The sequence below is a fragment of the Microcoleus sp. D3_18a_C4 genome, from assembly GCF_036702415.1.
Lineage (GTDB): Bacteria > Cyanobacteriota > Cyanobacteriia > Cyanobacteriales > Microcoleaceae > Microcoleus.
In genome coordinates, this window is sequence record NZ_JAUBTI010000031.1 from 30,639 (window position 1) to 48,517 (window position 17,879).

The 17,879-nt window shown below is 46.1% G+C and carries 19 protein-coding genes; 8 read left to right on the forward strand and 11 right to left on the reverse strand.

All coding sequences use genetic code 11. The features are described 5' to 3' along the window. Positions 1–2 precede the first annotated feature (2 nt). Positions 3–1,073, reverse strand: coding sequence for a phosphorylase family protein (locus QUB16_RS15905; RefSeq protein WP_333317464.1), 1,071 nt, complete (start codon positions 1,071–1,073; stop codon positions 3–5). Between the two features lie 303 nt (positions 1,074–1,376). Between QUB16_RS15905 and QUB16_RS15910 the strand changes: the two genes are divergently transcribed. The 5 genes from QUB16_RS15910 (at position 1,377) to QUB16_RS15930 (ending at position 3,598) form a co-directional block, all read left to right on the forward strand. Next, positions 1,377–1,946: a hypothetical protein gene (locus tag QUB16_RS15910; protein WP_333317466.1), complete on the forward strand. Its 570-nt coding sequence runs from the start codon at positions 1,377–1,379 to the stop codon at positions 1,944–1,946. After that, complete coding sequence (locus QUB16_RS15915; protein ID WP_333317468.1) at positions 1,934–2,281, forward strand: hypothetical protein; 348 nt, start codon at positions 1,934–1,936, stop codon at positions 2,279–2,281. Before QUB16_RS15910 ends, QUB16_RS15915 begins: the two co-directional genes overlap by 13 nt. A gap of 129 nt (positions 2,282–2,410) precedes the next feature. After that, on the forward strand, positions 2,411–2,656 hold the full coding sequence (locus QUB16_RS15920; RefSeq protein WP_333317470.1) for a DUF4160 domain-containing protein: 246 nt from the start codon (positions 2,411–2,413) through the stop codon (positions 2,654–2,656). Next, a complete protein-coding gene (locus tag QUB16_RS15925) occupies positions 2,643–3,002 on the forward strand; it encodes a DUF2442 domain-containing protein (protein WP_333317472.1) in 360 nt (119 codons plus the stop codon). The genes QUB16_RS15920 and QUB16_RS15925 overlap by 14 nt, the downstream gene beginning before the upstream one ends. Positions 3,003–3,049: 47 nt before the next feature. Further along, a complete protein-coding gene (locus QUB16_RS15930) occupies positions 3,050–3,598 on the forward strand; it encodes a hypothetical protein (RefSeq protein ID WP_333317475.1) in 549 nt (182 codons plus the stop codon). A gap of 70 nt (positions 3,599–3,668) precedes the next feature. Here QUB16_RS15930 and QUB16_RS15935 read toward each other — a convergent pair whose 3' ends face one another. Further along, complete coding sequence (locus QUB16_RS15935) at positions 3,669–4,151, reverse strand: hypothetical protein (protein ID WP_333317477.1); 483 nt, start codon at positions 4,149–4,151, stop codon at positions 3,669–3,671. A 51-nt stretch (positions 4,152–4,202) separates the two neighbouring features. After that, entirely contained in the window at positions 4,203–5,330 is a 1,128-nt protein-coding gene (locus QUB16_RS15940; RefSeq protein ID WP_333317478.1) for an FAD-dependent oxidoreductase, read from the reverse strand. A 116-nt stretch (positions 5,331–5,446) separates the two neighbouring features. Between QUB16_RS15940 and QUB16_RS15945 the strand changes: the two genes are divergently transcribed. After that, positions 5,447–5,641, forward strand: a complete 195-nt coding sequence (locus QUB16_RS15945) for a hypothetical protein (RefSeq protein ID WP_333317480.1) — start codon at positions 5,447–5,449, stop codon at positions 5,639–5,641. Here the strand turns inward: QUB16_RS15945 and psbQ are convergent. The 4 genes from psbQ to petC all read right to left on the reverse strand — a co-directional run bounded on the left by psbQ (position 5,631) and on the right by petC (position 8,895). Next, positions 5,631–6,074: a photosystem II protein PsbQ gene (psbQ, locus tag QUB16_RS15950; protein ID WP_333317482.1), complete on the reverse strand. Its 444-nt coding sequence runs from the start codon at positions 6,072–6,074 to the stop codon at positions 5,631–5,633. The genes QUB16_RS15945 and psbQ overlap by 11 nt on opposite strands. A gap of 159 nt (positions 6,075–6,233) precedes the next feature. Next, a complete protein-coding gene (locus tag QUB16_RS15955; RefSeq protein ID WP_333317484.1) occupies positions 6,234–7,085 on the reverse strand; it encodes an alpha/beta fold hydrolase in 852 nt (283 codons plus the stop codon). 105 nt (positions 7,086–7,190) lie between these two features. Next, positions 7,191–8,180: a cytochrome f gene (gene petA, locus QUB16_RS15960; RefSeq protein ID WP_333317486.1), complete on the reverse strand. Its 990-nt coding sequence runs from the start codon at positions 8,178–8,180 to the stop codon at positions 7,191–7,193. A gap of 172 nt (positions 8,181–8,352) precedes the next feature. Next, entirely contained in the window at positions 8,353–8,895 is a 543-nt protein-coding gene (petC, locus tag QUB16_RS15965) for a cytochrome b6-f complex iron-sulfur subunit (RefSeq protein ID WP_333317488.1), read from the reverse strand. Positions 8,896–9,108: 213 nt separating this feature from the next. On the opposite strand from petC, the gene QUB16_RS15970 reads away from it, so the two are divergent. Together QUB16_RS15970 and QUB16_RS15975 are read left to right on the forward strand one after the other, a co-directional pair. Continuing rightward, positions 9,109–9,426, forward strand: a complete 318-nt coding sequence (locus tag QUB16_RS15970) for a DUF3067 family protein (protein ID WP_190661639.1) — start codon at positions 9,109–9,111, stop codon at positions 9,424–9,426. Between the two features lie 574 nt (positions 9,427–10,000). Continuing rightward, on the forward strand, positions 10,001–10,309 hold the full coding sequence (locus QUB16_RS15975) for a carbon dioxide-concentrating mechanism protein CcmK (RefSeq protein ID WP_006631236.1): 309 nt from the start codon (positions 10,001–10,003) through the stop codon (positions 10,307–10,309). Positions 10,310–10,513: 204 nt separating this feature from the next. Here the strand turns inward: QUB16_RS15975 and QUB16_RS15980 are convergent, their stop codons facing one another. From QUB16_RS15980 to QUB16_RS15995, 4 genes are all read right to left on the reverse strand, one after another. After that, a complete protein-coding gene (locus QUB16_RS15980; RefSeq protein WP_333317490.1) occupies positions 10,514–12,052 on the reverse strand; it encodes a calcium-binding protein in 1,539 nt (512 codons plus the stop codon). A 672-nt stretch (positions 12,053–12,724) separates the two neighbouring features. Further along, positions 12,725–13,492 carry a twin-arginine translocase subunit TatC gene (gene tatC / locus QUB16_RS15985; RefSeq protein WP_333317519.1) on the reverse strand — a complete coding sequence of 256 codons (768 nt, stop codon included), beginning with the start codon at positions 13,490–13,492 and terminating at the stop codon, positions 12,725–12,727. 710 nt (positions 13,493–14,202) lie between these two features. Then, the gene (locus QUB16_RS15990) at positions 14,203–15,150 is read right to left on the reverse strand and encodes an NAD(P)-dependent alcohol dehydrogenase (protein WP_333317492.1); all 948 of its coding nucleotides are present in this window, start codon (positions 15,148–15,150) and stop codon (positions 14,203–14,205) included. A gap of 336 nt (positions 15,151–15,486) precedes the next feature. Next, positions 15,487–17,661: an EAL domain-containing protein gene (locus QUB16_RS15995; protein ID WP_333317494.1), complete on the reverse strand. Its 2,175-nt coding sequence runs from the start codon at positions 17,659–17,661 to the stop codon at positions 15,487–15,489. Between the last annotated feature and the right edge of the window lie 218 nt (positions 17,662–17,879).

Genomic DNA, 17,879 nt, shown 5'->3' on the forward strand with positions numbered 1-17,879 from the left:
TTTTAACCTTCTAATATATTGATAAGATCCGGACGGTTTATAAATTCCAATGCACCTGTCAGAGTATGAAGTCGATCGCGCTCGCGCAGCCATTCCAAAACATCCTGACACTCACGCCCTTTGGTAAACCGACGGCGATGATACTCTGGAATCTCCAAATAGTCTGCTAAATCCGACCAACTATCGCCCAAGCGCTGACAAAGCTGAAATTTAACTGGCCCTGACAAATTTGAAACCACTTTAGTTGGAATTACTTTAGGTTGAACTCGACTTTTTCCTAAACACTCTATAGGCTTCGACTTAAGGAAATTGACAACGTAAGCGGCAGCAACATCTGCGGCGTAAACTTGCCACTCATTATTTTTATTGGGATTTGCCCAATCACATATTCCCTTCACCATAAGCATCGCAGGAGCAGAGTCGGCTTGATAAACCGCCAACGCAGTTCCAAAACCTTCCATTTCCACACCTGCTAACTTATTCCAATAACTTTGCAACTTTGGCACGGTGATTGTATCTGCAATCACTTTTTCTCCAGATGCCACAACCTCGAAATGTACTTGAGGAATCCCTCGTCCACTTTGTCCATCCGGCCGAGGAATCGTTCGACGATCGCGTACCCATTTTTCATCTGGAAAGTGACGAGCTTTCTCAATCATCTTATATGTAGGTAGCTGAACCTGAAAACGAGTTTCGGTACCAGTGTCTTTAACTTTTCCAGATTCATAACTCACAATTTGTTCGGCAACAATTAAATCCCCTAAAGATCGCTCTGAATGTTCAACACCTCCCATGATTCCGGTAAGGACGATCGCAGCAGGATTCCAGATATCAATTGCTTGTGTTACAGCAATTGCGGATTGAACATTTCCCATCGCCCCCAAACAAAGGACAACAACCTGATATCCAGTTTCAGAGTTTTCGTGCTGAAGATAAGCTTTATGAACTGTGCGATTCTTGCTTGATACTTTTTCAGGCGAGTCAAGATAACGGAGAACAGCATCACGCTCCTTTTCAAGTGCCGTCACAATTACGACATCAGCTACATTGTCCTGGCTCATATCCTTTGGCATTTGATAAAAGTTCTCCTCACATATATTTCTTTACTGGCGATTCTTCCAGGTTTCGGGATTCCCCTAAATATTTTCCATGAACGATGCCTCTTGCTTTGAAGATACACAAGGTGACTGCACACCAAAGGTTACTTCACACGCAGAGTAGTGAGGATAATTAAAGGAGTTCATACAAATGTTATTTCGAGTTTCTTAATCTAAATTTCTGACTTTTGGCAATTTTTTATGGTCGGAGAACAAAATCACTGAAGACTATATACTGTAAGATTCTGGGGATGCGATCGCCCGGAGCCATCTCCTCTGATGACCCAGATTAACCCGATTAAAACCCTCTCCCTCAACGACCTTCGCACGGACAAGCCGGAACGTCCAGGTTGGTCACTCACCTTCGGAGCCATCTGTGCAGATGCAGCCGCCGTTTGCCTCGACGATGGAGGACACTCTAGCCCTGTGACGCTGACAATCGACGGGATTCAACCCTGTGAAATCCAAATTCAATGGGATGCGATCGACGATACCATCCGTCGATTCAACGCCGATCGAGAAGTTGCCACTGAATATGGAGCCTACGGGATCGCGGCGCTCATTATGCCTTACCTCACTGGACTCACCATCATCGAACGCTCTGTCAAAGGCAAAGGCTTGGGTTTCGACTTTTGGCTGGGAGCCCTCGAAGATCCAGGCACGCTATTTCAGCGCAAAGCCCGTTTAGAAGTCTCCGGGATTCGTCAAGGTTCTGACAGCCTGATCCAAACCAGAGTTAACATAAAATTAGAACAAATCCGCCCTTCCGATGACGTAGCTCCTGGCTATGTATCTGTCGTTGAGTTCGGCACTCCCAAAGCACGGATCGTCAAAAAATGCAGACAGTAGAAGCCCTTCATCACGAAGCAATGGAACTGGTCGATCGAGCCCTTCTCGCCCGTCAGCGTGGCGATATCGACCAAGTGACTGCACTCACCAGAGCCGCTTTTGCCAAAGAACGCGCCGCAGCGGATTTAGTCGCCAACGAATGGGATTTTGAGCCGACTCGTTCTGTACTACATCGGAGCGCCGCCGTACTTGCCATTGAGTGTTGCCAACTTCGGGAAGCAGAACGGCTAATTGGACGTGCTCTCGCCGGAAACCCTCCCGCTGAAATAGCCGATGAACTGCGTGACTTGCTAATAGAAGAAATTTACTCCCAGCGCCAAGCGATTGGAGCTTAATCTATCTCATCCTATTTGAAAAAGTTATATAAAATCCGGTTTCATTCACCAACAATCGAAATTCTCCAAGCCAATCAAAGTTCTCCCCTTTCAGCCATAATGTCTGGAAACCCGCATTTCCGATAACGAATGCCCACCATCCTTAGAAAAAATGGCTTCAGAGTCGTGATTTACTTTGACGACCATCTTCCAGCTCACGTTCATGTCATGAATGCCGACAGTGAAGTTAAAATCGATCTAGGCAGTTCAGCAAATCCCGCGCAAATTATTCAATTCAACGGTAAGCGAGGCGATGCTGTCAAAGCACTAGAACTGGTGACTGCTCATCAAAACGAGCTATTAGAAGCATGGAGACAAATTCATGGAGAAACTTGAATTCACAGAAGCAGCACTTAAAGAACAACTCGATCGCGCCGAAGTTGCCGCCATCCTTGCCAATGCCACCGAACCCCGCGCCCGTTGGGCCTGCTACGATCGCACCTCCGGCAATATCGTCATTCATCTCAAAGATGGTTCCACCTTCATGTTCCCCCATCACCTGGGACAAGGGCTAGCCAACGCCACCCCAGATGACCTCGCCGCCGTAGAAGTAACCCCGTCCGGTATAGGCTTACATTGGGAAACCCTCGATGTCGATTTAACTGTCCCATCTCTCCTCCGAGGCATTTACGGCACTAAAACCTGGATGGAACAACTCCACCAGCAACAAATTGTTGCCTAGCCCGGTTTCCGTCAAAGCACGAATCATTGACCTTAACCAAAGACAAAATGACAGAAGACGCTATCCTGAAAGTCTGGCTGCTAGAATACGACAAACTCAAAGCTGAGCAAACCCAGCGGATTGGTTTCCGAGACAACCTCCTCTACGTCACCTTGGGTTTGTTCGGTACAATCGTGTCCTTTGCAGCTTCCAACTCCGCCAACTACCACGCCTTTCTAATCCTCCCCTGGGCTTCCTTGATTCTCGGCTGGACTTACCTAGTAAACGATGAAAAGATCAGTGCGATCGGGCGCTACATTCGGCTTACCTTGGTCGAAAAGGTCAAAGAAAAGACCGGACACGCAGACGTAGAATCTCTATTTGGTTGGGAAATTGCCCACCGCAGCGATTCCCGCCGATCGCGCCGCAAGATCGAACAACTTATTGTTGATGAAATTACCTTCGTTATATCAGGAATCATTGCCCTGATTTCCTTCTGGGTATTAGTACCTGGTGCGCCTTTAGCTATCCATATTTTGGGCGGGGTTGAGCTACTCCTCCTGCTGATATTGGGTTGGGAAATCATCGTCTACGCTGACTTGGCAAAGGGGCGATAAATCCATAGACTGGCGATCGCTGCAAATTCAAGGGAAATTGCAGCAAAAAGTCCAGATGCCTTAATACAGATTAAGCGTTAACTGAGAGGAAAGGAATGCTTTCGGCTAAGTTATCCTTAACTTCAATTCCCTGTTTTCTCGCCCAAAACTGGCTCAAAAAGTGAATTTGCCGCAAGCCGACAACTAAATTTAAACCGGGTACAAAAATCCACCAAACTGTTAGCGGTTCTTTGATTCCTTCTTGGCGGTACAATTCGTTAACTGTGTTGTAAAGTTTGAACTGCACGATGTAAATCCAAGCAATACCGAGGAGGGAAAACCAACCAAACCATCCGGGAACGTCAGGGTCGAATATCCGCAAAGCTTGGGGGACGGCTACTCCTAAAACAAAAGGAAGCAAGCAAAGGGTTCCCGACCAACCGCTGCCGTTATAGCGACGCAATTCTTCTTGAATAATCCATTTGTACCATCCGTAATATAGCAGCAAGCTGACTGCCGACAGCAAAATTACTCGCCACAAAGAGCGGGGTTTACCTAAAGGTTTGTCGGACATATTTAGATGTAAGATATGAATTGCTATCTTGATTATATTAACATTTGTTAATTATTGCAAAATCATTTCTCGAATCGATCGCGCTGTTGCAGGGGCCAGCAGAACACCGTTGCGATAGTGGCCGCTGGCGATGAGAACGCGATCGTTACCGGGAAGCATCTCGATAATTGGGGCCGGTCGCCCTTCCGGCCGCGGGCGCAATCCTGACCATTTCCTGATGATTGAGGCGAATGCTAAGGCCGGACAAAGGACGATCGCCCTCGCCATCACTTGCGCCAACATATCAGCATTCGCCTGAATTTCCCCGCCATTTTCTGAAAACTCCACCGTCGCCCCCACCCAAAATTCCTGATTTCCCAAAGGCACAATGTGAACGTCATCGCAAGTAATTACCGGGCTAAAATCTGGGTTTCCTAAAGGATTGGCCGATCGCAAATGCAGCGCTTGTCCCAACACCGGGCGAATGTCAACCAACTGATTTAACGATGCAGTCACAGCAGCAGAACCCAAACCAGCGCACACAATTAGTCGATCGAAATTTTCAGCAACAGGCAAGATGCCTGTTCCACAAGACTTATTCACAGTAATGGAAGATGGGAGTTGAATCTCAGACACCTGAGAATCCAACTCAGTAATGCCTTGAACTTCCACTCCAAACTCAAAATTAACTCCTTTGAGTTTAGCAGCATCAACCAAAGCCAAAGTTAGCGCCGTCGGATCGACTTGCCGGTCTTGAGGGGAATAAATCGCAGCAATAATCTTATCATTTAAATAGAGATGAGGGCAGCGATCGCGCACTCGTTCCACATCCCAAAGTTCCAATTGCCAACCTTGAGACTCGCGAGTGGCTATCAACTTTTCCCACTTACTTAAATCCTCTCCCTCCGAACACAGCATTAAAATTCCTTGTTTGTTAAAAGGAATTTTTCGCCCCGTAACTGCTTCCAATTCAGGAATCAAAGTCTCGTAGCGCTGAAGGCTGGTTTCCCTCAACTGCCAATTTCTGCCCTTAGTTTTGTGGCTGATAACTCCCATCAAAACACCGAGTGCAGCGCCCGTCGAACCTTGTGCCGGCGGCTGTTTGTCGAACACCGTAACTTTCAGTTCGGGAAATTGACTTAGTTCAAAGGCGATCGAAGCCCCAACAATACCGCAACCAATAATTGCAACACGAACCATTCAATTTTAGATTTTAGATTTTAGATTTTAGATTAACTGCTTCCTAGGTTTTGTCCATATAAACCTTTTTTGGGCGGGCAAGATGCCCGCCCCACAAGAAAACTAATTCTTTCTTTGTGGAACAGGCCGGAAAGCCTGTTCTTGACAATGATACGCCCCACAAGAAAACTGATTCTTTCTTTGTGGAACAGGCCGGAAAGCCTGTTCTTGACAATGATACGCCCCACAAGAAAACTAATTCTTTCTTTGTGGAACAGGCCGGAAAGCCTGTTCTGGATGCCAGATGTGAGTTAAAGCTAATTAAGCTTTAGGAATTAGCTGCAAGAAGGCATCGAAATCATTGACAGCTTTTTGATAGCTGGCCGTGACTTTTGCATAGTCAAGGTCTTTAGCAGCAAGATCGATGTTAACCAAATCGGCAAACAAACTCTTGGTCAAATCAACAGCTTGTTGTTGAGAACTAGGCAACAAACTCGCAGAGACGGTTTTCATGGTGTTCCGCAAGTCGCCTAGAGGCCCGTGAATGTAAGTTCTGGTATCAATCCAATTCCGTTTTTGAATTAGGGTTCCCAGGTTGTCCATGCGCGATCGGAAATCGGTCAGAGTAGGAACATAACGCTGAATTTGCTGGATCTGGGCTGCTGTGTAAGTGGTTGGAACTTTTGCTTCGACACTGCTGCAACTAACCAGAAATGCCATCAAAAACGCCATCATCAAGGCAAAAATTGAACGGGTACGAGTCATGTCGATTTTAGATTTTAGATTTTAGATTTTAGATTGCTCGTTGCGAGCGGGCACAGGGCGGGTACGGGGTTGCTCGTGTTCGTTCCAAGGCTCTGCCTGGAAACGCAGATGCTTTGGCTCTGCTTCACTGACCTAGCACCGAGAGTTATGTACAAAATATTATTTTACCTCCTGGCGGCGCAGAAAAGTTATCACCGCATCGCCAACTTTTTCTGACCAATGTTCTTGAGGATAATGTCCCGCTTGTTCCAGTGTGACTAACTCTGCATTTTGCAGGGAACCGACTAGCTTTTTAGCAGGTTCAACACTCAGCCAAGGATCTGTCAAACCCCACACAAATAAAGTTGGTCGAGTCCATCCTTTCAAGCCGGATTCAATTTCGGCCATTGATTGCGGCAATTGAATATTGCGGACTGTATTCATCAGCGATCGCCCTGCATCCGAACTCTTCAAAAACGGGCGGCGGTAAACATCTAAATCTTTGTCTGATATTGTCTGGCCGCTGCCACCTTCGAGAGTTCTGTCAACCAAAAGCGGGTCTTGCGTCATCATGTCGCCAATAAAAGGCAGCCCCAACTGCTGCATTTTCCAAGGCAATTTTATATCTGCTGAAACTGGTGTATTGATGACGGCTAGACGCTCAATTTTATCGGGATTGCGTAAAGCGTATTGAATGCCGGCTGAAGCTAAAAATCCTTGGACAACGAGGTAAAATCTGTCTAATTCTATAGCTTGAATAAAGCCAGCGAGGGCGTCAACAAAAGCATCGGGTGTGTAGGCAAAGTCGCGCTTGTCGGGTTTTGTCGATCGCCCGTAACCCACCCAATCGGGGGCGATCGATCTAAATCCGCTTGCCGCCAAATCCGGCATCATTACAGTCCAGGTAAAACTCTGGGATGGCAAACCGTGCAGCAGCAGTACGGGCGGTTTACCAGTTTCGTTAACCGGATTTGTTTCCCGATAAAACCATTGCAGCGGGCCTACTTCAACTATTTTCTCATCAATTGACATTATTTTACTGGTTATTTATCAAACAATAAGGCGGGTATTCCCCGCCCTACTTACCTAATAGTTGGGTGTGCACAGAGCACCTCCCCCAACTAAATACAGCCGCACTTAGAAATTCATTTCAGCAGCTTGAACTTTTTCGACCTGTTTCTTCTTGAGAACCAGCAGAATTTGAGCCAGCATGGTCAAAGCCACGAAAGCCATCAATCCTTTAACGCGATCGGCACTTTGCAGCACAATCTCCACGTCTTTTTGACCGAAGCCGCCCACATTAGGATTGTTCGTCAAAAGTTCGCCTGCTGCAACTGTTTGTCCTTCGGTAACAATCAGTTCCGGGCCTGCGGGAATCGTATCAACAACGGCTGCACCTTCTGCAGGTTGAATTGTCACTTCATAACCGCCACCTTCCGGTTGAGCAATCTTAGAAATGCTGCCAGCTACCGAAGCATTGTAAACACTATTATTGCTCTTTTCGCCAGTAGGATAAACCTGACCGCGACCGCGGTTGCCTCCGACATAAATTTGGTATTTGCCGTAGTGAACCGACTTGTCAGTTTCTGGATTCGGCGACAAAACTGGGAATACCAATTCTTTGTACTGTTCTCCCGGTACGGGGCCCACTAAAACAATATTTTCTTGGGTTTCGCTGTAAGGTTGGAAGTAAAGATCGCCGACTTTTTCCTTCATTTCTTCGGGAATTCTGTCAGCGGGAGCAATCTTGAAACCTTCGGGCAACATCACAACTGCGCCGACATTCAAGCCACCTTTGCTGCCGTCGCCGACAACTTGTTGCACGCTAGTATCGTAGGGAACTTTGACAATAGCTTCAAACACTGTGTCAGGCAAAACAGATTGCGGTACTTCAACTTCAGTCGGTTTTGCACCGAGGTGACAGTTAGCGCAAACAATGCGGCCTGTTGCTTCGCGGGGAGTAGCGGGTGCTGTTTGCTGTGCCCAGAAAGGGTAAGCAAATGCTGCTTGGGGAAGTGCGATATCGCTGGTGAGGAAAAATCCTGCGGCTGCGATCGCAATTAAGGCTGTTTTCGCGATCGTCCTGGCACTGCGGCGAAATATCGCAGATAAATTAGTTTGTGGCATTAGAGTATTCAATCTCAAAGGTCAGACAATTTTGGATTTTGGATTTTGGATTTTGGATTTTGGATTTTGGATTTTGGATTTTGGATTATTAGACTGGTTTAGGGATGCAATTATCTGTGGTTTTCACCATTCACCCCCTATCTAAAATCTCAAATCTAAAATCCAAAATAGTTTAAGACCACCAAGGTGCTTCGCCGGTGCGGAAATCAGTTTCTTTCCAAGTTGTAAAAGCGATCTTGTCATCTGCGACAGTGGCGTGGGCCAGGGCCAGAGACAAAGGCGCGGGGCCGCGCACCACTTTGCCCTCATTGTTGTATTGAGAACCGTGGCAAGGACAGATAAACTTGTTTTCGCTAACATTCCAAGGCACGACGCAACCCAAGTGAGTGCAGACTGCGTTGATACCGTAGTCGGCGATAGATAAGTCTTCTTTCACCACAACATAGGTGGGGTCGCCTTTGAGACCTTGGGCTAAGGTGCGATCGCCCGCAGGGTGCGAAGTCAAATATTCGCTAACGATGATGTCGTTACCCAAAGCATCTTTCGCTGTCACTCCGCCGCCAACTGCCCCACTCGCCGGAGGAACAAAATATTGGACAACGGGATAGAGTGCGCCCAGTGCCACACCTGTGACTGTACCGAACGTCAGCAAATTCATAAATTGGCGACGCCCCATATCGGGAACATCGGGATTTCCAGCAGAAGATTGAGCCATGACCTGCCTTTACGGTTTTAAGTTACGTTTGTTTGTTAGCTGTTAGCGAACCTGTACGTGCAGACAACTGGGATAATTGCCGTTAATCTGCTCGCACAAATTTTAGGCCGCGAAAATTCCTTTTAAGAATGCGCCTTCCAGCCTTTATTAGAGTATTATTACATTTTTTGAACTTTGTCTTTTATTGTTTAATGGATTAACTCAGGAGCAACCATGACGGGCAAGGATTTACACCAGCTACTGCTAGAAAAATGGGGAAAGTCTTACGATATCAGATTGCGGCGGACGCGGGGCAAGATTTTTGTGCAAGTTATGTGGAAATATCTAGAACAGGCATCTTTTCCGATGACGGAGGCTGATTATTTCGAGCATTTGGATGCGGTGGCCAATTACCTCAACGGCTGGGGGAGCACAGAACAGGTGAGAGAATACATCGTAACTACTCGCGATCGCCCGCGCTTGGGTAAAGCTGTCAGCGTTCCCCTAGATTTGGGTGAAAGAGCCTCGGAGTGGTTGCTAGACGAGTTTTGATTCACTCAGTCGATTTTAGATTTTAGATTTTAGATTTTAGATTGACCTTCATCATCCAGGATACCCGCCACGTGATTCATTCCAACGCGCAAACTCAGGACCGAGAAATAAAAAACCTGTATCCGATGAAACTTGCCGAACGTATTTATCTCGCGCAAGTCAATGCTTCAATCTAAAATCTAAAATCTAAAATCTAAAATCGATTGACTCCACAGCCGGGATCTGGGGGAGTTCCCTAAAGTTTTGTGTCGCGCCGCGGCTGGATTAGTTGAGCCCAAAGTCCCGAAAATCGATCGGCGAGCTTGTCATACGACTTGCCGCTGGTGAGAAACTAAGCTGTGGCGCATCTAATTTGCACGGGTGTTTTGATTCAAAGTCTTGTGTGGCGGGCTTTGCTGCGCGCGCCCTGCTGTGGGATTTAAATGCCGCAACAGTTTCTGGGGCTTTTTTAGGGGCTTTTTTAATTTTGGGCGATCGTCCTTCATTCTTACCAAAATCATCGGAACCAATTTCTGTCAACAATTTCACATACAATGAAGGTCAGATATCTTGTGAAACTTAGGAGAATGTTGTAATGGGTGTTGCACTGGGAATGGTTGAAGTCTTAGGATTTCCCGCTGCAGTAGAAGTTGCGGACTCAATGGTGAAAGCAGCCCGTGTTACTTTAGTTCGCTATGAGAAAATAACCCGCGCCTACTGGACAATTATAGTGCGAGGAGATGTTTCTGAAGTGCAAGCAGCCGTTGCTGCTGGAATTGAATCAGTTAAAAAGGTCGATGGCGGAAAGTTGCTATCGTATCACATAATTGCTCGTCCCCACGAGAATCTGGATTACGTTTTGCCGATCGGCTATACTCCCGAAGTAGAACAGTTCCGAATGTAGTCAAAGTTTTGACAAAACTTTGGTGTGGAATTTTAACTTTTAGTAATTATAGAGGCGCGGGCGATCGCGTCTCTATATTTTTTGGGCTGTGAGTCGATATATTTTTGTGCTTTGTTTATCTGCGGTATATTTTGCCGAAGCAGGAGGCAGAATAATTTGGAATTCTTAACCGCAGATTAACGCAGATCAACGCAGATAATACAATCACACAGTACTCAAATCACTGGCAGTGAGTTGTTGGATCTGAACTCCCTTCAGAATTCCGATGATTTGGCCACTCTGACGAATCTCGGTATCTGAACCATTAATCACAGACTCAAAAATTATGTCTGCAAACGGAATTTGTTCCAACGGAGCGGGATACGGAGGGCGAGAACGTACCAAAAGTTTATCTTCCCCTTGTTTGAAGTCAGCAATAGTATCTATTCCATAACTCCTCCAAAGCCTAAACTTGTCAGCTCCCCTGCCACCAACCAGATAGTCATCACCGCTGAAGCCAAACAATAAGTCGTCGCCCCCCCCGCCAATCAACGTTTCGCTGCCGTCTCCGCCAAGGAGAGTATCGTTAAAAAACAGAGAACCATAAGCTACTTCGATGCCCGAGAGCGAGTCTATGCCACCTAGCCCGTCGGAAGCCCGACCTAAACGAGACTGGTCGCCGAGTGACCCCAAGTTGAGATAGACGCCCGTTCTTCCAAAACTGTAAGATACTGTGTCGATGCCATTTCCTCCGTTGAGCAAGTCATTGCCAGCCCAGCCATTGAGCAAGTCATTGCCAGCCCCGCCATTGAGCGAGCCATTGCCAGCACCACCCCACAAAGAGTCATTACCGCGTCCGCCCCAGAGCGTTTCATTCTGGCTCCCGCCGCCAACTAAGGTGTCGTTGAAGTCAGAACCGATAACGACTTCAAAGCCCGAAAGCGAGTCTACACCGCCCAACCCATCGGTAGTCCTGCCTAACCCAGAACGGTCGCCGACTTCGCCTAACTGAAGATTGATACCTGTTCTCGCATTCCAGTAATATACTGTGTCGATGCCATCCCCACCATTGAGCAAGTCATTGCCAGCAAGACCCGACAAAGAGTCATTACCGCGCTCGCCCAATAGCGTTTCATTGGGGCTCCCGCCAACTAAGGTGTCGTCGAAGTAAGAACCTATCGCTACTTCGATGCTGGAGAGCGTGTCTATGTCACCTAGCCCGTCGGAAGCCCGACCTAACCCAGACCCGCCGACTGTCTCCAACTGGAGATAGACGCCCGTTGCCGCACTCGTGTACAATACTGTGTCGATGCCACTGGCACCATTAAGATAGTCATCATCAACCCCGCCATTGAGCAAGTCATTGTCATCCCCGCCATAGAGATAGTCATCATCAACCCCGCCATCGAGCAAGTCATTGCCAGCGTCGCCATCGAGCAAGTCATTGCCAGCCTCGCCATAGAGATAGTCATTGCCCTCCTCGCCAAAGAGATTGTCAAGGTCAACCCCGCCATAGAGATAGTCATTGTCATCCCCGCCAATGAGATAGTCAACGCCAACCCCGCCATAGAGAGAGTCATTGTCAACCTCGCCATAGAGAAACTCCTTGTCAACCTCGCCATAGAGAAAGTCATTGCCATCTTCGCCATAGAGCCGATCATTGCCGGTCACGCCCAATAAAGTGTCATTACCAGCCAGGCCATAGATAGTGTCATCCATAGCAGAGCCGTATAAGTAGTCAGAGCCCGAAGTGCCAGTTGCCATATATTTAATTTCCTATGGATATTAATAAACTGAAACCGTCAAAAAGGTAAAAATCTACAGTGTGGATTTTTCAAGTGAATTTAGTAAAAAATCCACCCAAAAAACCAACAAGTCTCCTATCTTAGGCAGCCCGGAAACTCAAAAGATATAGCTAGACTTCAGTGAGCCAGGTTGACTCTCTTGCTGAATTTTTACGTTCTTGTTCAGTAATTTCACTGTGTCGGTATGTTATCTCTAACTCGAATACTAAGGATCAGCTCGTGTCAAATCTTCATGAAAACCTTAAAAACCCACTTATTAAAATAACTTATGATTGCCAGCCCGATCGCCTAAAAAATAGTGTGAATTAAGGCTCAAAACCTTGACTTCAGACACCTAACACTAAACTTTGCTAATGTGAATTTTATATTTTATTTTAAATACTTATCAAACAGCCATTAAATCAGCAAAGATTATCAGATAAAACAATAAACTTACTCAACTAGCTGAGAAGCTTAGCTTTACACAATGTTTATAAGCTTACTTAAGTAAATAGGGAATTCGCCCTCAAAATAGCTGAAGCAATATTTTTAAGATAAGTGGACAACAATCCCAATCTCGGCTAAAAATAGCAGACAATGTTAGCAAATTCAGATGTTCGGTAACTTTTACATTGTCTGCTATTCTTAATTCTCATCGCCCTAAAAGCTTTACCAAACCAACCCCGCCAAAATACAAGCTTAGCACCGCACCTCCTAAAAGACTTTGCGTTAAAGGGTCAGTAGAAGGCGTTAAAACCGCTCCCAAAACTGCCGCTCCCAAGACTACATACCGCCAGCCGGAGAGCATTTTGTTAGAAGAAACTATGCCCAAAACACCGAGCAATACTTGGACGATCGGGATTTGAAAAGCTAAGCCGGTGCTGAACATTAACAGCAGCACAAATTTAAAGTATTTGTCGATCGACCACAACTGCTCTACAACATCCGCCCCATAGCTAACAAAGAAGTTGAGCGCCGCCGGAATCAGAGCGATGTAAGCAAAGACTAACCCGCCCAAAAATAGGAAACTCGATCCGAAAAACACCGGCCCGAGCAACCTGCGTTCTTTGCGAGTCAAACCGGGGAGAACAAACAGCGCTATCTGGTAAAAAATAAACGGAGTGGCGATGAGCAAACCGCTGTATCCGGCTACTTCGATAGAAACAAAGAAATACTCGCCGGGAGCTAGTTGCAGAAATTTGACGGGCCCGGCCGGTACTTCTAGCAGTTGCACGATGGGTTTTACTGTTAAAAAGCAACCGATTACAGCGATTACTACTGCAATTAGCGAGTAGAAAAGTCGCTGCCGCAATTCTTCTAAATGGTCGAATAAAGACATTTCAACTTCGTCGGGAAGTTCGTCTAGAAATTCGTTTTCTAAGTTGCGGGAACCCAGAAAACTGTCGGCGATTAGTGCAATGTTATTTTCCGGGATAACTGCTTTGTCTTCTAAGTTACTGACACCCTCGAAATCATCGGCGATGGATGCAATGCTATTTTTAGCTCTAACTTTTTTATCTTCTAAGTTACTGACAGCCTCTAAATCCTCGGCGATTGGGGCAATGCTATTTTCCTCGCTAACTGCTTCGTCTTCTAAGTTACTGACATCCACTAAATCATCGGCGATTGGTGCAATGCTATTTTCCTCGCTAACTGCTTCGTCTTCTAAGTTACTGACATCCACTAAATCATCGGCGATTGGTGCAATGCTATTTTCCTCGCTAACTGCTTCGTCTTCTAAGTTACTGACATCCACTAAATCATCGGCGATGGGTGCAATGCTATTTTCCTCGCTAACTGCTTCGTCTTCTAAGTTACTGACAGCCTCTAAATCATCGGCGATGGGTGCAATGCTATTTCCATCGCTAACTTCTTCGTCTTCTAAGTTACTGACATCCACTAAATCATCGGCGATGGGTTCAATGCTATTTTCCCGGCTAACTTGTTCTAGGTTGTTGTCGGAACCTTGTTCGGATGTCTCCAAGTCTGAGGGCACAGTCATAGGTATTGTTGATTTTATTTAGGTTTTACGTTTATTAGTCTTGGGTGCAGGTGGTAGCAGAAATCAGTTTCTGGATTAAGGGCGATCGCTCTTTTTACTTTAAGCCCATTGGTTAGCCATAATTTTTTTTAGCCATCAATCACGATCGCAATTTTGCCGATCGCGCGGCCCGTTTCGCTGTAAGCGTGGGCTGCTGCTACTTCTTGTAAGCTGTAAGTGCGATCGACGATCGGCTCAACTTTATCGGATTCTATTAACTCCCGCAAAGCCCCTAAATCGCTGGGGTTGGCATTGGCTAGAATGAATTTAGCGTTTTTACCCGATATAAACCAGCTTGTTAACATCGGTGCGAGGTTGTCTAAACTCGGCAAAGTCGAGATATAAACTCCCTCTGGTTGCAGCACTTTTTCGCATTCAGCAAATGTTCTTGTCCCGACAGCATCCAAGATTATATCATATTTTTCTGGCTGTTGAGTAAAGTCAATTTCTGCGTAATCCAGAACAAAATCGGCTCCCAAACTCTTGACAAATTCTCTATTTTTAGCACTGCAAACTCCCGTTACTTCCGTGTTCATTGCTTTCGCAACTTGCACGGCAAAAGTGCCGACTCCGCCGGAAGCGCCGTTAATTAATACTTTGTTTCCTGCTTGGATTTGACCCAAATCCCTGAGCGATTGCAAAGCAGTTAAACCTGCGATCGGTACTCCTGCTGCTTCTGCATGAGTGATGTTTTTAGGTTTAATTGCGGCACTCGATTCTGGCACGGTGGCGTATTCGGCACAAGCACCGCCAGTTAGGGGATTTAAGAAAGTATAAACTTCATCTCCGGGTTGAAATTTGGTGACTTCCCGGCCGACTTCCACGACAACTCCAGAGATGTCAGAACCGACTATTCGAGGAAAGTTATATCCTGTTAATAGTTGCAGGTGTCCTTGCCGGATTTTCCAGTCTACGGGATTGACGCTGCTAGCGCGAACTCGCACTAACAATTCGTTGGATTTGGCGATCGGCTTGGACAATTCTCGGTACTGCAATTCCTCGGCGGAACCGTAGCGATCGAACGCAACTGCTTTCATGGCAAATTTTCCGGTTTATTTCCAATAGAACACTCAATCCTTTACAATTACAGCACATTCGATCTAAATGTGACACAGCAAATTGAGCTAGCCTTGTAGCAGCGGGCGATCGACTCTTGGAGGCCTCCTGACCGAAAGCATCCAGGATACAAGCCCCCGGATTCATTCCTTCGCAGACTCAGGACCCAGAAATAAAAAACCTGTATCCGAGAAACTTGCCCCCCGAATTTATCCGTGGGGTCAATGCTTCAATCTAAAATCTAAAATCTAAAATCTAAAATCGATTGACAGGGGGCAGGCGTGAGGCAATGGGCCCGCTGGCGAGCGTGCGATCGACTAGGGATTAAAGTTAATAGGAACAGGGCGGGCGATCCCATAACCCTGAGCATAATCTACTCCAATCTCCCGCAATTTTTCTAAGATAGTCTCGTCTTCGACAAACTCAGCTATAGTTTCAAGATTCATCGCATGGGCAATACGATTAAACCCTTCAACGAGCGCTTGAGAAATCAAATTATGACTAATGTTCTTGACAAAAGCACCATCTATTTTTAGATAATCAACTGGTAAATTCATCAGATAAGCAAAGGAACTCAATCCACTGCCAAAATCATCTAAAGCAAAGCAACAGCCAATCTTTTTGAGTTCGGTCATGAAATATCTGGCTTGCTCAAAATTCGCGATCGCTGCCGTTTCCGTGATTTCAAAACCAATGGTTTGTGGGGGGATTTTGTAGCGATAAAATTGGTCGATTAAAAATCTCATAAACTGATTGTTACTAATGCTAGCCCCAGAAAGATTGAGCGTATACAAGCCTTGACTAACAACATCTTTCTCCGGTATTTTGTGATAGTTAGAAAAAAATTTTTCGATGACCCAACAATCGATTTCTGTTATCAAGCCGTAACGCTCGGCGGCGGGAATAAACTGAGCGGGAGATACTATTTTTCCATTTTCGTCCAGCATTCTGAGCAAAATCTCATAATGCTCTACTAATGGTTTAGAGGTAATAGAGACAATCTTTTGGGAGTAGAGACAAAAATGATTGGTTTCCAGCGCTCGGCTGATTTTGGAAATCAACTGCCTCTCACCACGTTGTTTAATTAGTTCGCCATCATCTAGACTATAAATATGAACACAGTTGCGGCCTCTGGCTTTGGCGGCATAACAAGCTGCATCAGCCGCTCCCAAAAGCTCCCTCAAATCTTGGCTGGTTTGGTCAATAGCAACAACTCCAATGCTGACTCCGATGATAAAGGTTTGGCCATTCCAAATAAACCGAAACTTATGCACTAGGTCTTTGAGGTTTTCCGCAATCTGAGTTGCTTGAGAGAGCGAACATTGAGTGAGCAAAACACCAAATTCATCACCTCCCAAGCGAGCCAGCATATCATTAGCACGGACTCCATTTTGAATAAGTGCGGTGATTTGGCGAAGGAGCTCATCGCCAGCAATATGACCTACGGTATCGTTAACGACTTTGAACTGATCTAAATCTAAATAACAGAGAGCGTGCTGCTGATTGCTATCTTTAACAGAGGCGATCGCATCAACTAACTGCTGCTCAAATCTGCGACGGTTGATTAACCCCGTCAGGGCGTCGTGATTGGCTTCCCAAGAGAGTTTATGGGTGAGATAGCGCGATTCCGTAACATCATGAAAGACCATGACTGCCCCGATAATTTGACCTTGGCGGTCTCGAATCGGTGCTGCCGAGTCAGCAATGGGATACTCGGTTCCATCAGGGCCAATCAGAATAGTATTGTGAGCTAAGGTCACAATTCGCTCCTCTAATAGAGCCTTGTTTATAGGATTCTCTACGGGCTCTCGCGTTACTTGATCGACAATTAGGAAGACTGTAGAGAAAGGAACTCCTTGAACCTCATGAGTTTTCCAGCCTGTCAGTCGCTCCGCTATCGGATTGAAATATCTCACATTACCTTGGGCATCAGTAGTAATGACGGCATCGCCAATGGATTGCAGTGTCACTTGAGCCAATTCCTTTTCGGCAAAGAGAGACTCTTCGAGACGTTGCCGTTCTTCAATTTCTCTCAAGAGACGTAAATTCTGCTTTTGGAGGCTTTGTTGCAGCCTTCGGATCGTTAGGTGGGTTTCGACACGAGCTAATACTTCTTCGACTTGAAATGGCTTAGCAATATAATCTACCCCTCCCGCAGCCAGCCCTTGCACCTTATTAAAAGTTTCATTTAGCGCACTCAAAAAAATTATTGGAATGTCGGCTGTGCGCTCGTCAGATTTTAATTTTCGGCAAACTTCATAACCATCAATATCAGGCAATTTAATGTCTAGTAAGATTAACTCCGTCGATGGCGATTGGGCGGCTCTGAGCGCCATTGCCCCTGTGATAGCACTGCGAACTTTATAACCCTCTGCCCTCAAAGTATCCCTGAGCAGACGCAGGTTATCAGGCAGATCGTCAACAATTAAAATATTGCCTCGGTAGTTTGTAGCTCGATCGCTCACCCTATCGCTCGTTATATCGACAATCATACTGATTTCCCTAGTTTCCTGCTAGAGGAATATAAGCCTATGCACCAATAGTATAGTTGAATTATTAGGTTATAAAGGTCACTTTAGGCAGAAAGAAGTTCTGCGAGCCGAGATAGGGCGCTGGCAACGGGGCGCAGCCCTACAAAATCTGCATTGTTCGGCTAGGGGCAGTCCCCTCGCGGTTGCCCTTCTTCGCTTCGCGTAACATCAGAAGAACA

Excerpts from the sequence above, each read along its gene's own strand:
- QUB16_RS15905 (WP_333317464.1), bottom strand. The coding sequence starts at position 1,073 with ATGCCAAAGGATATGAGCCAGGACAATGTAGCTGATGTCGTAATTGTG.
- QUB16_RS15910 (WP_333317466.1), top strand. The coding sequence starts at position 1,377 with ATGACCCAGATTAACCCGATTAAAACCCTCTCCCTCAACGACCTTCGC.
- QUB16_RS15915 (WP_333317468.1), top strand. The coding sequence starts at position 1,934 with ATGCAGACAGTAGAAGCCCTTCATCACGAAGCAATGGAACTGGTCGAT.
- QUB16_RS15920 (WP_333317470.1), top strand. The coding sequence starts at position 2,411 with ATGCCCACCATCCTTAGAAAAAATGGCTTCAGAGTCGTGATTTACTTT.
- QUB16_RS15925 (WP_333317472.1), top strand. The coding sequence starts at position 2,643 with ATGGAGAAACTTGAATTCACAGAAGCAGCACTTAAAGAACAACTCGAT.
- QUB16_RS15930 (WP_333317475.1), top strand. The coding sequence starts at position 3,050 with ATGACAGAAGACGCTATCCTGAAAGTCTGGCTGCTAGAATACGACAAA.
- QUB16_RS15935 (WP_333317477.1), bottom strand. The coding sequence starts at position 4,151 with ATGTCCGACAAACCTTTAGGTAAACCCCGCTCTTTGTGGCGAGTAATT.
- QUB16_RS15940 (WP_333317478.1), bottom strand. The coding sequence starts at position 5,330 with ATGGTTCGTGTTGCAATTATTGGTTGCGGTATTGTTGGGGCTTCGATC.
- psbQ (WP_333317482.1), bottom strand. The coding sequence starts at position 6,074 with ATGACTCGTACCCGTTCAATTTTTGCCTTGATGATGGCGTTTTTGATG.
- QUB16_RS15955 (WP_333317484.1), bottom strand. The coding sequence starts at position 7,085 with ATGTCAATTGATGAGAAAATAGTTGAAGTAGGCCCGCTGCAATGGTTT.
- petA (WP_333317486.1), bottom strand. The coding sequence starts at position 8,180 with ATGCCACAAACTAATTTATCTGCGATATTTCGCCGCAGTGCCAGGACG.
- petC (WP_333317488.1), bottom strand. The coding sequence starts at position 8,895 with ATGGCTCAATCTTCTGCTGGAAATCCCGATGTTCCCGATATGGGGCGT.
- QUB16_RS15970 (WP_190661639.1), top strand. The coding sequence starts at position 9,109 with ATGACGGGCAAGGATTTACACCAGCTACTGCTAGAAAAATGGGGAAAG.
- QUB16_RS15975 (WP_006631236.1), top strand. The coding sequence starts at position 10,001 with ATGGGTGTTGCACTGGGAATGGTTGAAGTCTTAGGATTTCCCGCTGCA.
- QUB16_RS15980 (WP_333317490.1), bottom strand. The coding sequence starts at position 12,052 with ATGGCAACTGGCACTTCGGGCTCTGACTACTTATACGGCTCTGCTATG.
- QUB16_RS15990 (WP_333317492.1), bottom strand. The coding sequence starts at position 15,150 with ATGAAAGCAGTTGCGTTCGATCGCTACGGTTCCGCCGAGGAATTGCAG.
- QUB16_RS15995 (WP_333317494.1), bottom strand. The coding sequence starts at position 17,661 with ATGATTGTCGATATAACGAGCGATAGGGTGAGCGATCGAGCTACAAAC.